Origin of the sequence: Nocardia sp. NPDC050408 (genome assembly GCF_044458905.1) — a bacterium.
Lineage (GTDB): Bacteria > Actinomycetota > Actinomycetes > Mycobacteriales > Mycobacteriaceae > Nocardia.
Genome location: NZ_JBITIL010000008.1, coordinates 1 through 13,104 on the forward strand (window position 1 = coordinate 1; position 13,104 = coordinate 13,104).

The 13,104-nt window shown below is 66.3% G+C and carries 13 protein-coding genes; 11 read left to right on the forward strand and 2 right to left on the reverse strand.

Annotated elements, in window-relative coordinates:
- Positions 1 to 416: 416 nt before the first annotated feature.
- On the reverse strand, positions 417 to 2,156 hold the full coding sequence (locus ACIBJI_RS23495; RefSeq protein WP_397085676.1) for a hemopexin repeat-containing protein: 1,740 nt from the start codon (positions 2,154 to 2,156) through the stop codon (positions 417 to 419).
- A 488-nt stretch (positions 2,157 to 2,644) separates the two neighbouring features.
- On the opposite strand from ACIBJI_RS23495, the gene ACIBJI_RS23500 reads away from it, so the two are divergent.
- The 3 genes from ACIBJI_RS23500 to ACIBJI_RS23510 all read left to right on the forward strand — a co-directional run bounded on the left by ACIBJI_RS23500 (position 2,645) and on the right by ACIBJI_RS23510 (position 6,216).
- Positions 2,645 to 3,691, forward strand: coding sequence for a polyprenyl synthetase family protein (locus ACIBJI_RS23500; protein ID WP_397085678.1), 1,047 nt, complete (start codon positions 2,645 to 2,647; stop codon positions 3,689 to 3,691).
- A 104-nt stretch (positions 3,692 to 3,795) separates the two neighbouring features.
- The gene (locus ACIBJI_RS23505) at positions 3,796 to 4,773 is read left to right on the forward strand and encodes a hypothetical protein (RefSeq protein ID WP_397085680.1); all 978 of its coding nucleotides are present in this window, start codon (positions 3,796 to 3,798) and stop codon (positions 4,771 to 4,773) included.
- Positions 4,774 to 5,148: 375 nt separating this feature from the next.
- Entirely contained in the window at positions 5,149 to 6,216 is a 1,068-nt protein-coding gene (locus tag ACIBJI_RS23510) for a terpene synthase family protein (RefSeq protein ID WP_397085682.1), read from the forward strand.
- 334 nt (positions 6,217 to 6,550) lie between these two features.
- On the opposite strand, the gene ACIBJI_RS23515 is transcribed toward ACIBJI_RS23510, so the two are convergent.
- On the reverse strand, positions 6,551 to 6,838 hold the full coding sequence (locus ACIBJI_RS23515; protein WP_397085684.1) for a hypothetical protein: 288 nt from the start codon (positions 6,836 to 6,838) through the stop codon (positions 6,551 to 6,553).
- A 190-nt stretch (positions 6,839 to 7,028) separates the two neighbouring features.
- Here ACIBJI_RS23515 and ACIBJI_RS23520 point away from each other — a divergent pair, with 190 nt between their 5' ends.
- From ACIBJI_RS23520 to ACIBJI_RS23555, 8 genes are all read left to right on the forward strand, one after another.
- Positions 7,029 to 7,772, forward strand: coding sequence for a hypothetical protein (locus ACIBJI_RS23520; protein ID WP_397085686.1), 744 nt, complete (start codon positions 7,029 to 7,031; stop codon positions 7,770 to 7,772).
- Positions 7,773 to 7,863: 91 nt separating this feature from the next.
- Positions 7,864 to 9,279 (forward strand): DUF3560 domain-containing protein, encoded by a 1,416-nt coding sequence (locus ACIBJI_RS23525; RefSeq protein WP_397085688.1) that lies wholly within the window; start codon positions 7,864 to 7,866, stop codon positions 9,277 to 9,279.
- 49 nt (positions 9,280 to 9,328) lie between these two features.
- The gene (locus ACIBJI_RS23530; protein ID WP_397085690.1) at positions 9,329 to 9,598 is read left to right on the forward strand and encodes a hypothetical protein; all 270 of its coding nucleotides are present in this window, start codon (positions 9,329 to 9,331) and stop codon (positions 9,596 to 9,598) included.
- A 180-nt stretch (positions 9,599 to 9,778) separates the two neighbouring features.
- A complete protein-coding gene (locus ACIBJI_RS23535) occupies positions 9,779 to 10,315 on the forward strand; it encodes a hypothetical protein (RefSeq protein WP_397085692.1) in 537 nt (178 codons plus the stop codon).
- A gap of 87 nt (positions 10,316 to 10,402) precedes the next feature.
- Positions 10,403 to 10,792, forward strand: a complete 390-nt coding sequence (locus tag ACIBJI_RS23540; protein ID WP_397085694.1) for a hypothetical protein — start codon at positions 10,403 to 10,405, stop codon at positions 10,790 to 10,792.
- A gap of 121 nt (positions 10,793 to 10,913) precedes the next feature.
- The gene (locus tag ACIBJI_RS23545; protein ID WP_397085696.1) at positions 10,914 to 12,152 is read left to right on the forward strand and encodes a hypothetical protein; all 1,239 of its coding nucleotides are present in this window, start codon (positions 10,914 to 10,916) and stop codon (positions 12,150 to 12,152) included.
- Between the two features lie 74 nt (positions 12,153 to 12,226).
- Complete coding sequence (locus ACIBJI_RS23550) at positions 12,227 to 12,445, forward strand: hypothetical protein (protein WP_397085698.1); 219 nt, start codon at positions 12,227 to 12,229, stop codon at positions 12,443 to 12,445.
- Between the two features lie 258 nt (positions 12,446 to 12,703).
- On the forward strand, positions 12,704 to 13,015 hold the full coding sequence (locus ACIBJI_RS23555) for a hypothetical protein (protein WP_397085700.1): 312 nt from the start codon (positions 12,704 to 12,706) through the stop codon (positions 13,013 to 13,015).
- Positions 13,016 to 13,104 lie beyond the last annotated feature (89 nt).

Consider the following 13,104-nt stretch of genomic DNA (forward strand, 5'->3'; position numbering starts at 1 on the left):
CCCGCCATGGGCTTGCTTGAGCCGGATGCATGGAAATCGTGCACGTCCGGTTCTGAGGGGGGCCGGGCGCAGCAATGCGCCCGGCCTACCCGGCATTACCGTGTGTCGCCACGGGCGGTATCCGTCCGAAAATCGGTCAATGCAAGTTGTCGGACACACGCGGCTTCCCACGCGTTTCTCGACGCCGCCTGACGCGGCCACTCAACGAGCCCCGCGCACCCGGGCCAGGTGTTCAAGAACCGAACGTTTCTCGACAGGTTCCGGCGTGGGTCACCGCCGAGGACCTTCGCATGAGTTGGGACCGGGATGCACTCACCATCCCGGTCCCAACAGTCCAGTTTGGAATACGCGGCGCGACCGCGGCATAGAACCGCGGTATATGTCGAAGAACGATCGAGCGTGAGAGTCCTGGATCGTCAGCTGACGATGGACTCCACCGAGGTGTTGTATCTGACGTACTGGTCGCCTTTGAAGATGTAGACGTCGCTGCTGCTGCCGGGGACGACGGTGGCGCCGCTGAAACCGCCGACGGCGAAGATGGTGTCGCGCAGGCCGGGCCAGCCGTCGGAGATCTTCCTCGGTCCGGCGGCGATCTTCTCGGTCGAGACGTTGTATCTGACGTACTGGTCGCCCTTGAACAGGTAGACGTCGCTGCTGCTGCCCGGCCTGGCGGTGGCGGCGTCGAAATTACCGGCGGCGAAACCGGTGCCTTGCAGCCCGGGCCAGCCACCGGAAATCGTTCTGGGACCGGACATGATCTTTTCGTCAGGGATGTAATACCTGACGTAGTTTGCGCCCCTGAACAGGAACACCTCCGAGCTGCTTCCGGGCTTGAGTGTGCCGGCGTCGACGCCGGCGGCGAAGTCGGTATTTCCCAGACCGGTCCAGCTGTGAGAGATCTTCTTAGGGCCCCAGGTGATCCGGTCCGCCCGGGTGTCGTATCGCAGGGCTTGGTCACCCTTGAACAGAAACACATCGGCGTTGTTACCAGGGACATTGGTTCCGGTGATATCGGTGACGAAGTTGGTGCCCCCCAGGCCGGGCCACCCGGAGGAGATCTTCTTCGGGGCGCCGACTTTCAGGTACAGCTTGTAGTAGGCCCCTTCCCCGATGAAGCTGAACCAGTCCTCGGAGGTACGCAGACGTTCCAGGTAGGCGCGCTTGAACGCGATGTTGCGCTGCTGGATGAGGTCGTCCTTGCCCAGCAGCCAGTCCAGCAGCGCTCCCATCAGCCCGGCGATGACCGCGATCAGCGCGGCCAGCGCGGCAGCTTCGTCGCCTTCCTGAGGGTCGGCGTTGTCCTTGATGCTGACACAGGCATCGGCGCAGTAGTTCGCTACGTCGGCCAAGGCGTCGCGGATGGAGTTCCAGAAGTCGCCACGGTCCTTCTCCCAGCACTCGATATCGGCGGTCATGATCCCGGTGACGTCGCCGCGGAACAGCATCGCGTTGCCGGGGAATGTGCGTTCGCTACCGGAAACGATGCTGCCGAACTCGGGTGAGGCGTAGGTGGTCTGGTGATGGCTGTCGGCGCCCGCGCCGGTCATCCAGTAGATCTCGTCGCGAGGCCCGAAGAACGAATCCCCGGTGTCGCTCACACATTTGAACCACTTCAGCTTCACACCGAACCGCACCGGGGTCGCGCTGGCCGACGGCTCTTTCGACTCGCCGGTGATCACGGTCAACCCCGCACCGTATTCCTTCATCGCCTCGAGGAACTCGGGACTGTCGATCTCACCACCTGCGTCGAGGTCGGCGACGTCGACGACGCTGCAGTTGGGTTGGGTGAGGACCTGCGCACCCAGCGCGGGCAGGTCGGCCAGCAGGTCCGCGCCGGTGTAGGAGGTGTCCACCGACATCGCCGCCACCTTCGACGGGAACAGCGACGTCGCACCGCGCGCCTGTGCCTGGGTGAAGATCTGGCCCGCCTCGGCGATCTCGTCGGCGGGCAGCAGCTGGTCCAGCGCCTCCACCAGCAGGCGTTCGATATCCGACAGCTCCATCGCGCGGTCCGCGCGAGCCGCGGCGTGTAACGCGACTCCCATCAAGAAATTGCCCGGCCCAGCGTGCTGCACCCGCTTCGAGGCTGATGACCCCTCCACCAGCCCGCGTAGCCGATCCATCCGCTCCTCACGCGTCGAATCCCAGTCCACCATCTCTCCGCAGCCCCTCTCTGGTCCGACAGCTGACATGAATGACTGTAGAGACGCGGCCAGCACCAGCCATCAAGATCACCCGAACAAGAACAGAAGACTGTTTTGCCCTGAACCTCCCGATTCCTCGCCCCGATCCCTCCCACTCCGCACAACCCACCGCGTAACCGCACCCCAATGTGCGGCGTGCCCGCCCCTTCCCGACGCAGTGTCCAAGCACCGATCGGTTTGCGAACGCGAGAGAACGCAACCGAGCACGGATTTCTGTCGTCGGCCGGTGCGGACAGCGGCGGCGATAACGGACCGATCCGGACCGACCGCACCCACAATGACGGTGTGCAGCCTGCTCCTGTCAGCGCCTATCCAAATATGCTGCGGCACAACCAAACTGGCTGATAACCTGCGTTTGATCTCTGACAATCGCGCGAAGGGCGGGTTCCACATGCTGGCAAGCCTGGTGGAACCCATTGGTCGATGATCAGCCCCCTGCTGTGAACCCGACCGAGGTGGCCATCCTCGTGGACGCGGTGCTCACCCGATTCCTGGACGACAAGGATCACCAGTCACCCGCCTTCGAGCTGACCTATTTCAGTGACCAGTTGCGCAGCCTACTTGCGGCTGGCGGTAAGCGCTTTCGTCCGCTCATGTGCGTCACCGGATGGACCGCCGTCGACGGCGGTCCACCGTCCGACATCGTGTACCGGGTCGCTGCTTCGCTGGAGTTGTTCCACTGTTTCGCGCTGATCCACGACGATGTCATGGATCATTCCGACACCCGCCGAGGCAGGCCCACTGCCCACCATGCCCTGGCCGCTCGTCACGGCGACCATTCCAACCCTGCCGAGCTGGGTGTCAATGCTGCGATTCTGCTCGGCGACCTGGCCCTGGGCTGGTCCTACGATCTACTGGTAGGACCGCCGAGCCCTACGACCGAGCAGCTCGCCCGCATGCAACCAACGTGGGATGCGCTGCGTACCGAAACGCTCATCGGCCAATACCTGGACCTCAGCGCCGCTGGTCGCCGCACCCCTGATCTGGACACCGCGTGGCGGATCATCCGCTACAAGACCGCCAAATACACGATCGAACGCCCTCTGCACCTGGGAGCCAACCTCGCTGGCGGCACTGCACAACAACTTCGAGCGCTGTCGGACTACGCCGTGCCGCTCGGCGAAGCGTTCCAGCTCCGCGACGACCTGCTGGGCGTATTCGGCAACCCCCACCAGACCGGCAAGTCCGTCGACGATGATCTCCGCTCGGCCAAACACACCGTCCTGATCGCCACCGCGCTACAGCGGGCCACACCCACCCAAAGCCGCGTCCTGCACCAACTACTCGGCAAACCGGACCTGACCGAAGATCAATGCGATCAGATCCGTGCGATCCTGACCGCCACCGGTGCCGTCGCGACTGTCGAACAGCTGATCGCGACGCGATGCGAATCGGCGGCGCAGGCATTACACACCGACCAGCTGCACCCGGCCGCCGTCGCAGTACTGCATCAATTCGCCGCAGCCGCGACCTCACGCGCGATCTGACCACGGAAGAGGACGGTCCGCCGCACATGCCAACCGAGATGAACGCCTATGCACCAGGATCGCCCGCCATCTTCTGCCCCCTGGCGAGACCGTCGGTGCGCCAAGTGGATGACCTGATCGACAGCACCGTGACGTGGGTCCGGAAACTTGGCTTCGCCCGCGACGACAAGCACGCCACGGTGCTGGCCACCGCCGGAACCGGCTTCACAGTGTGCGCCTATCACTACGCCCGTCCAGAGGTGCTCGAGTACCTCTGCCGATACGGCGCGTGGGGCTTCTACCTCGACGACATCTGCGAGACCCCGCCATACACCGAACGGCTACCCGACCTCACCCAACTGCTGACCCGGCTGACCCGGATAGTCGAGGTGCCCACAAGCCAACCCTGGGGCCAGGACCCTATTCTCGACGCTGGACGCGACCTCATCACCTGCCTCGCGCGGCATACGAGCCCGACCCTGATGCGGCGCTTGAGCGACTCTTTCCGGCAATGGATGTTCGGCAATCTGACCGAGGTATCGCAGCGCAGCCTCGGATACCCAGCGGACCTCGACGCCTACCTGCGGCTGCGCGCCGGAGCCGTCGGCGGCGAAAACGGCGCAGCCCTCGGCGAAGTCGCACTCGGCCTGGAACTTCCGAGCCAGGAGCGCGACCGGCCCTCAGTCCGCGCCTCCTGCGAGGCGGCAATCCTGACAGCCTCGTTGGATAACGACCGGTTCTCCTTCGCCAAATCCGTGCACCTGGACGAAGGCAGCCCCGACATCTTCACCATGATCCAACGCGAGAACCCCGCGCTGCCCTTCCCCGAAACGCTGGCCGCCGGCGTCGCGGTCCGCGATCGGTGCTTCTCCCGCTACCTGGCCCTACGCGCGCGACTCCTCAGCGACGGCAGCGCCGAGCTGCGCCGCTATTTCATGGTCTTGGATGCGCTAGTCGCCGGCAACCTCGTCTTCGGCTCAATCGCTGCCCGCTACTTCTCCCCCGACAGCCTCAGCGCGGACTTCCCATGGTCTGACACCCCGAGTGACCCTAACCCGGACCCGCTGCCGCTGCCCGCCATCGCCTGGTGGTGGGATGTGTAGGCCAGCACGGGGTTTCGGTGGACGGCATTCACTGATCGTGACTCCTGCGAACACTTTCGAAACGACCCGGTCGACCACACCGGCACCGCGACCCGCAGTGCGGAAATCGAAGTTACTTGCAGACCAGCTGTATTCGGCGTCCGAGCGCAGGTGATCGGCGATGACACGGACGATGGGCTTGCGGACTTCGCAGTCGTTCTGCCGGTATTCGAGGTTCCTAGAGGATATCATCCAGTTTGGTTGTGCCACAGGATGTTTGGTTGGGCGATGATGGAAGGGTGGGGTCGGATCCCGGTCGACTTGCCGTCTGCATCTTTCCGATCCGGCGACTCGCGACGATCGACCCGGAAAACAGCCGAATTGTGGAGGACAACGATGACCGCCGACGCCTACGCGCCAGACGCGCCACCCATCTTCTGTCCGATCCAGCCCCTGCCGTACCCCGACCCGGGTGAGTTCATCGCCGCCACCGCAGCGTGGGTATCCAGGTTTGGTCTGGCCGAAGACCCCGGCTACCTCCACAGGTCGGTGCTTACCGGCGTCGCGATGACCCTCTGCTTCTATCCCGACGCGCCACCATCACGACTCCAGGACCTCTGCAACTATTCAGCGTGGGCGTTCATTCTCGACGACATGGTCGAGAACGGTCGTCTGGGAAAACGGACCTGTGATGTGGTCCCCGCCCTGTCCGCGTTCGTGCGCAGCACCGCGAATCCCGCAGCCCGGCTCCTCGGGAACCATCCTCTGGACGCCGCATTCGCCTCGATGATCAGCGACGTGCACCGCTGGGCCAGCCCCGTGCACAGGCAGCGCTTCACCGCCAGCTTCCGCGAATGGATGGCGGGTTTCATCTGGGAGCGTTCCCTCCAAGAACTCCGCCAGCCCATCGATCTCAACACCTACCTGACGCTGCGCTTGACCTCTGCCGGGGCGGCCCAAGCCATCGCGATGGGCGAGATGTGCCACGACCTCGAACTGTCCGCCCAGCAACGCGACCATCCCGCCGTCATCGCCGCCTCCGAAGCCGCCATGACCGTCGCCGTGCTGGACAACGACCGCTACTCCCACCTCAAAGCCGTCAGGGAGGAGGAGGACTCCACCGACATCTTCACCGTCATCCGCAATGACAACCCCCACTACACCTTTCGTCAAGCCCTCCACGGCAGCGTCGCCCTCCGAGATCGCTGCCTCACGCTGTACTTGAGGCTGCGCGACCAACTGCTTCGCCAGGCCAGCCCCCAACTGCGCACCTACTTCCACATCCTCGACCTCTTGATCGTCGGCAACATCGACTTCGGCGCCACATGCATTCGCTACCTGTTCCCCGACTCGCCCGGCAAAGACTGCCCCCGCACCACCACCCCTCTAGACCCCAGCACCGAACCGCCCCCTATTCCCTCCATCGCATGGTGGTGGGACCAGGTGGACCCCGCCAGCCCGTGACACGAGCCCAGCCACAATCTCGAAAAACCGACGACGATACAGCGGCCTTCCGCATCATGCCGAAGCCTCGCCGTCGAGGTTGACACATCACGCTCGTGTCGGCCGGTGGCAACCGGTACGCCTGGGCCAACCTGGCAAGCCTGTGCTCGCCGTGCCGCCTCGCCAAGGACCTTGGTCGAGGCCCTGGCCGCGCGTAATTCAGTCGGGCGTGACCATGCCACACCGTGACGCTCGGCGGATGTCGAGGGGCGGGTGCTCACAGCTGGTGTTGCAAGAGTCCGGCCAGCTGATAGGCCCCGCCTATCAGCTAGCCAGTCCGACCCAAAAGACGCCGCTACAGGGTTGCTCGTGGGACAGCGTCGAATATGACTGTCATGTCGGCCGTGTAGAGGCCATTACGTGCCGCGACTATCGGGATCGGCGTTGCCGGTTCAGCAGCGCCAGCCGTGTACGTGGCAAGCAGGTTCCCGGCCCCATCGGTGACCGGGAGAAGCGTCGGGACGACGCGCCCACCGGTGAGCACCAATTCGGGCACACCATCGGTGTATCGAACTGACAACGCGCCCACATCCTCCAGCGCCACCTCTGTTGCCGGGACCACGACCAGTTCGTTGCCTGTCACTGCACCTGACCACCGGTCACCTCCCGACGCCACTGAAGGGGCGGACACCGCCGTGAGGTTGCCCGACCATCGGTGACAGAGAAACCTCTGGTCGCGCCGGTGGCTATGGCCCGGCTGGGTCGGCGCTGCCGAGCAACACGGCTGGGATCCACGAAAACCCTTCTCCGACAACAGCAAAGGAACGAATCTCATGATCTCTGTCCAGGAACTGTGTACCTGGGTGTCGGGTTTGGACACCCGCGGTTTCGTCGGTATCGACGAGGGGGGCCTCACCCTGGTGGAGGTCCGCGACGACGACCCCCTCACCGGCGCCTACCTGGAGATCGGTGGATGCGAGGACGACACCGATGCCGCGCCGCGGCCGTCGGTCACGGCTGTCGAGTCCGCGCACGTGTGTGCTCCGGGCGGGGCGGCGGTGATCTCGGTGGCGGATCTGCTGGCGATGGTCGGCGGCAGCCTCACCCGCACCGAACTCGCCGCGGTGTGCACCGCGATCCGACGCTCCAGTATCGGTGAGTCGCTCGGGGATGTGGTGTTCGCCGTCATCACCGGACGCCGCCGTGAACTCACCGCCGAGTTGCGGGCGTTCACCGATCCGGACGCGTTCACCGCCCGCCTCGGCCCGGCGCCGCTGGTCTCGGTGGCCTCCGAGCGGATCGGCGCGCTGTTCGCCGCGATCGAGGAGGCGACCAGGTTGTCGCTGATCCGCGTGTGCTGCGGTGATGCCGCGCGGCTGTGTGTCGAGGACCGTGCGACGGGCAGGTTGTTCGAGATCGGCCACACCCTCGAGCTGTGGTTGCGCGGCGACATCACCACCCCGGGCCTGACCGCGGTATGGATCGGCGACCCCGTCGACGACTTCACCCGCGACGAACTAACCCGGACCGGCCCCCACGACTACCAGCTGCCCGAACCCTCACCTCACCGCGACTGATCCCGCGCAGCCACAGAACCCGGACGGATGAAACAACCCCATTACATGCACATCTGCGCATGTCGATATCTCTTGGAAGGAGGTGGTGGTGATGTCGGTGGTCACGATTTCTCATACCGCCGAGGAAGGCACCCTGTTGACCGGCACCGCCCGTGATGACGGCACCTACGAGGTCATGTGCGCGGTGCGCGAGGCGGTCGGGCATTGGCGGTGGGCGCGGAGTCTGGGGTGTTGGATCGTGGTGTCCTCCCGCGATCGCGAGCCCAAGCAGTACCACATCGACTACGCCGCGAAAAAGCTGCGCGAGGCCGGATACACCGTCGAGGTGGACATCGACCGCACCGTGCACGCGACCGAGGACGCCGAGGCCGACCGCGCGAACCGGCAGTCCGATAGGGTCGAGGCGTTGCGGGACAAGGCATCCCGCAAGGACGCGAGAGCCGCCGCCGCAGAAGCCGCGCATCAGCGAGCCCACAACGCCTTGCCCCCGGGCGGAGAGCCGATCAAGATCGGACACCATTCCGAACCCAGGCATCGCCGCGCCATCGACACCGCGTGGAAGGCGTGGGGGCACTCGGTCGAAGCCGACCGCGACGCCACCCGCGCCCATCACCGCGCCGAGACCGCAGCCCACACCACCGAGCAGCGGTATTCCCCGCGGACGGTGGCCAATCGGATCGACACGCTCGAAGCCGAACAGCGTGGGGACCAACGCATCCTCGGCGGTCACACCCGCCGCTTCCTCGACAGCGACGGCAAGGTGTATCACACCGACACCACTGGGCCGGCGACCGGTGAGTACCGGGAGCGGGTGCTGGACCGGATGACCCAGCGCGAGCGAGATATCGGCTACTGGAAGCAGGTCCGACAGTCCCAGATCGACGAAGGCTTGACCCCGGGCTGGGGTCGGGACGATTTCACGGTCGGGGATTTCGTGCGTGTCGGCGGGACGACATGGCGTCAGATCACGAAAGTGAATCCGAAATCGGTGTCGGTGGTGAATCTTTCGCTGTCGCGGCTGGCGTTCCACACCACCACCGCGAAGATGACCGGTCATCGGGAGATCACCACCGATCACCCGGTGCGCTTCCACGAGATCACCGCGCACATGACCCAGGCCCACGCCCACGAACGGTTCCCCGACATCTTCGCCGACCTCAACGCGAACAGCCTTCCACCGCGCCCGAAACGCCGAGGTGGCAAGACGAAACTCGACCACCACCGCGGCCCGCAGGCCGAGCACTGGTCCTGGAGGATCGACGGCATCGAATACCACGCGGCGTGGGCGCATCCACCCCACTGGTTCGCCACCCCACCCGAACCCATCACCGAACCGGGCATGGTGCGCCTGCGCGCGCAACGCCGCCCGATCGGGCGCGTGCACGGTGACCCGGTCGAGCTCCCGGTGACCGAGTTCGCGGTCACCGGCCCGGTGTGCTGGCCCGAGGAAGTACACAACCAGGTCCGTGTCCTGGTCGAGGCCCGCGCCTACCTGCCCGCGTCCTGACCCCGCCCGCACACCCGGGGGCACGGTTCCCAGTCCGGGCGGGACCTGGATGACTCCCGCGAAACCAGCGCCGAGGGTCCGCCACCGAGTCACCCGCGCCCGCGCGGCGGCAGCGGCCCGCTGGCGCGAACACAGCCACACCACCAACGCCCGCGTCCCCGCACCGCTACTGCGCCAACACTTTCCGTTGTCGCGAACCGAGGCCGCTCCGCTCGAGGCGGCGCTTCGGGTCGGCCGGATCACCCGCCGCGGCGCCGACCGTCCCAGCACCCACGACATCGTCGAAGCCCTGCATCTGCGCGGTTTCGGCACACCATAGGGCTCCTCGAATTACCCGCACCGCGCCGGACGCCTGGGCGACTACCGAATGCGGGGTCGGTGAGTCCGTGGTCACCGTGCCGGTGCGCGGGTGTCTCGAAGTCCCCTGTTAGACCGGCCAAAACGGCGCCCCATCCGTCACTGGGCGGCGCTGTCGTTCGTTCGAAGGAGTCATCGCCTCATGTCCACACCCCTACCCGCTGACCCGCCCGCCACCGACACCGAAATCCGCGCCCGGATCGATATCGCTCGCGCGCGTGCCGAGGGCTTCGTGTGGGGTGTGCTGCATATCCAGCACCCATCCACCCCCGAAGCCGCCACCGCTACGGCGTTCGCGTCCGCCTACGCCGACCGTGTCACCGAATCCCTCACCGGCGAAGGCGTTTTCGTGCCGGGTTTGGCAGGTGCGTGGGTAGCGTGGCGGGTGAGCGGTGACCTCACCGCGAACCTCGCTCCCTCCCCGGCGCCAATCGAGCGGGTACCCGGTTTCCAGGAGTGCGACGCGGCGTTGCGGAACCGGACGGCGTGGTGGCTGTGCGCCGAGGCGCTGGGCTATGTGCGCGGCTGGTGTGACGCGGCGGGTATCGCCTCCGGTGACGCCGTCGATTTCGCCCACGCCTACGCCGTGCTCGTGGCCGCGGGCGGCTCACGCCCCAACATCGCCGACGCCTGGACCAACTGGCGCTCGGGGCGCCCCATCACCGCCTTCGGCGAATAACACCCCTTCCCGGCCCGGTCGGGGCGTCGTGTGAACGGTGCGCTGAATCCGAGGGGCCAATTCACTACCAGGAGAGGGGATTTCCTCATGAACGGCACTGATCACTGCCCGTTCGGGGCGGTAGGTGAGCCGCGGCGGCTGGCGTGGGCGCTGCTGTCACGGGCCGCGCGTGGACCATCGAAAACGGTGTGGCAGTTGATCGAACGCCTCGGTGTCGAGGACGCGGCGACCGCGCTGGCCACCGGTGAGGCCGGGGCCGAGATGGACCCGAGAGTGCTCGCCCGCGCGAATCCCGACCGCGCCGCTGCCGAGTTGGTCGTGCACTACGCGGGCGGGGGCCGGTTGATCACCCCCGACGACCCCGAATGGCCGAGCGCGCATCTGGCCGCGCTGCACGCACCCTACTGGGGACCCGAACACTTCGTCGGCCCCCTCGCCTTGTGGGTGTCGGGCACTGCCCGGCTGTCCAGCGCCTGAGCAGGCCCGCGACCCCTGCACCGAACGAACTTGCGCCCCTTGCGCCCCTCCCACACGCGACACCCGCCGCATCGGTGGGTGTCGCGTCGTATCCGACTGTCCGAGAAAGGAATGCGCTGATATGTCGATCGCCTCCTGTGTGCGTCACGCCGAGTTGGGAGACCTGGTGGGTCTGCTCAACGATCAGCAGGCCGCCAAACTCGATGTCCTGGCCCCCGCATCAGCATTGCGGGCCTGCGACGGGTTGTTGCAGTTGTCGGGGGTGGAGCCGGTGTTCGACGAGCGCGGTGTCACCCCGGTCGATGGCCTGTATCGGCCGACTGGTGCCGCGGATGCGCATCTGGGGTCGAAGTTGAAGATCCCCGCCGGCTACCTGAAAGCGTTGCGCGAGATCGAACGCACCGATCTCTACGACGCCAACATCAACGGCTTGCTCCACGGCCCGCAGGACCCGCGCCTGCCCGGCGGCCCCGACGAGCGCTCGTTCCTGCTGCGGTTGTTCACCTCCAGCCACCCCGACCAGCCGGGGGTGTTGCGGGCGGTGCTCTCGGACCGCTACGGCATCATCGACAACCTCGACGTGCTCACCGCCGTCCTCGACGGCATCCGCCTCGCCGACACCGACGTGACGGTGCGCTCGTGTGATCTGTCGGAATCCTCCATGCACTGCAAGGTGTACTCCCCCAAGATCCGCGCCCTCGCCCCGACGCTGCTCGAGAACTACCGGACCCCGTTCGCCAACCCGGAACTGGAAGCCGAACGCCGCCGCGCCGCCGGGCAGATCGAAACCGGACGACGCCTGGCAGCCCGCGAAGGCCGCGGCTACCGGCCCGGTTCGGAGCCGGTCGTGTTCGCCGGGCTGCGGTTCTCCAACTCCGAGATCGGCCACCACGCGGTCACGCTGAAACCGGAACTGATGGTCCAGATCTGCGGCAACGGGCTCACCCTGCCGCTGTTCGCGTTCACCAAACGCCACGTCGGGGACCGCCTCGAAATCGGCGGCACTCGCGCCTGGTCCCGGGACACCCAGCGCAAACGCCTCGCGGTCATCACCGCCGAGACCCGCGACAAGGTCACCGAGTGGATGTCCCCGGAGTTCCTGAACACCCGCGTGGCCGAACTCGAACGCCACGCCGCCACCCCGGTCACCCAGCCCGAACGCACCCTCGAGGTGATGAGCAAGAAACTCGGCTTCACCGAAGACGAACGCACCGGGATCTTGTCGCACTTCATCGCCGGCGGGCAGCTCACCGCCGCCGGGATCGCCAACGCGGTCACCAGCTACTCCCAGACCATCGGTGACCCCGACCGCGCCGACGACCTCGACGACCTCGCCCTCACTGCGATGACCCTGGTCTGACCGCACCGAGGTCCCCTTCCCCGCTCGAAAAGTCCCTCACTCCCTGTCCCCGCTCTCTCGAAGGAGTTGTGCCCATGGCCGAGACCAGCACCCTGACCCGTGCCGAATTCGACACCGCCGAGCATTTCGGTGCTGCCGGTGCGGTGACCGCGCTGGGCGCCGACACCGTGGTCCGTTGGCGCGAGGAATTCCCGGACTGGAAAGCCAAGCACTGGGGCTACACCGACCCCGACCAGCCGCACGGTGCCCGGCACCTGCGCCCGATCAACGTCGCCGCCCGCACCAAGAAGTAGCGCCCGCTCCCGAGCGCCTGCGCCCGCCACCACGTGGTGACACCTGCCTGGTCGGAGCGACACCGGCAAGCCCCGGACCGCTGGTCGGTCGGTGTCCAACGATCTCGCCACCGGCCACGCGGTCACCGACATCGTGCGTTGCGGCTAGGACATCGCAGTCACCGACGTGATCGACACGCTCCCGGTCCGGGCGACCGCGATGTCGTATTGCTTCGCACCGGGGAGACCCCTCCGAATCCGGGAAGGACATCTGCGCGCATGACGAACAGGAAACGAAAACTGCGACTGCCCAGGGGCTTCGAGGGTGTCGATGAGATCCTCGGCCTCGACGCCGAAGGCTGTGTCGTCATCAGGTTCGCCACCAAGCACAAGGCGGTGCTGACACCGTGCTGTCACGCCAGCGGCAAGGGCAGCGCCGATTCGATCTCCGGGGTCGTGTGCCGCGCCTGCTATCGCGACGTGCACCACAAACACGGTGGCATCGACAGCGAGATCGCCATCGCCCGCGCCGATCTGGACATCGTCATCGACGGCGACCCCCCGGAACCCACCAAGCCCGCGAGCGGTTAGTCCGCCCTTTCGCCCCATCCCATCGAAGTCCCGTCCCCGAGGCAGGGACCGGCCAGTCCAAAGCTGGCCGGTCCCTGCCTCTTTCACGA

Coding starts and splice junctions, on each gene's coding strand:
- ACIBJI_RS23535 (WP_397085692.1), top strand. CDS start 9,779: ATGTCCACACCCCTACCCGCTGACCCGCCCGCCACCGACACCGAAATC.
- ACIBJI_RS23510 (WP_397085682.1), top strand. CDS start 5,149: ATGACCGCCGACGCCTACGCGCCAGACGCGCCACCCATCTTCTGTCCG.
- ACIBJI_RS23495 (WP_397085676.1), bottom strand. CDS start 2,156: ATGGTGGACTGGGATTCGACGCGTGAGGAGCGGATGGATCGGCTACGC.
- ACIBJI_RS23545 (WP_397085696.1), top strand. CDS start 10,914: ATGTCGATCGCCTCCTGTGTGCGTCACGCCGAGTTGGGAGACCTGGTG.
- ACIBJI_RS23550 (WP_397085698.1), top strand. CDS start 12,227: ATGGCCGAGACCAGCACCCTGACCCGTGCCGAATTCGACACCGCCGAG.
- ACIBJI_RS23530 (WP_397085690.1), top strand. CDS start 9,329: ATGACTCCCGCGAAACCAGCGCCGAGGGTCCGCCACCGAGTCACCCGC.
- ACIBJI_RS23555 (WP_397085700.1), top strand. CDS start 12,704: ATGACGAACAGGAAACGAAAACTGCGACTGCCCAGGGGCTTCGAGGGT.
- ACIBJI_RS23540 (WP_397085694.1), top strand. CDS start 10,403: ATGAACGGCACTGATCACTGCCCGTTCGGGGCGGTAGGTGAGCCGCGG.
- ACIBJI_RS23520 (WP_397085686.1), top strand. CDS start 7,029: ATGATCTCTGTCCAGGAACTGTGTACCTGGGTGTCGGGTTTGGACACC.
- ACIBJI_RS23525 (WP_397085688.1), top strand. CDS start 7,864: ATGTCGGTGGTCACGATTTCTCATACCGCCGAGGAAGGCACCCTGTTG.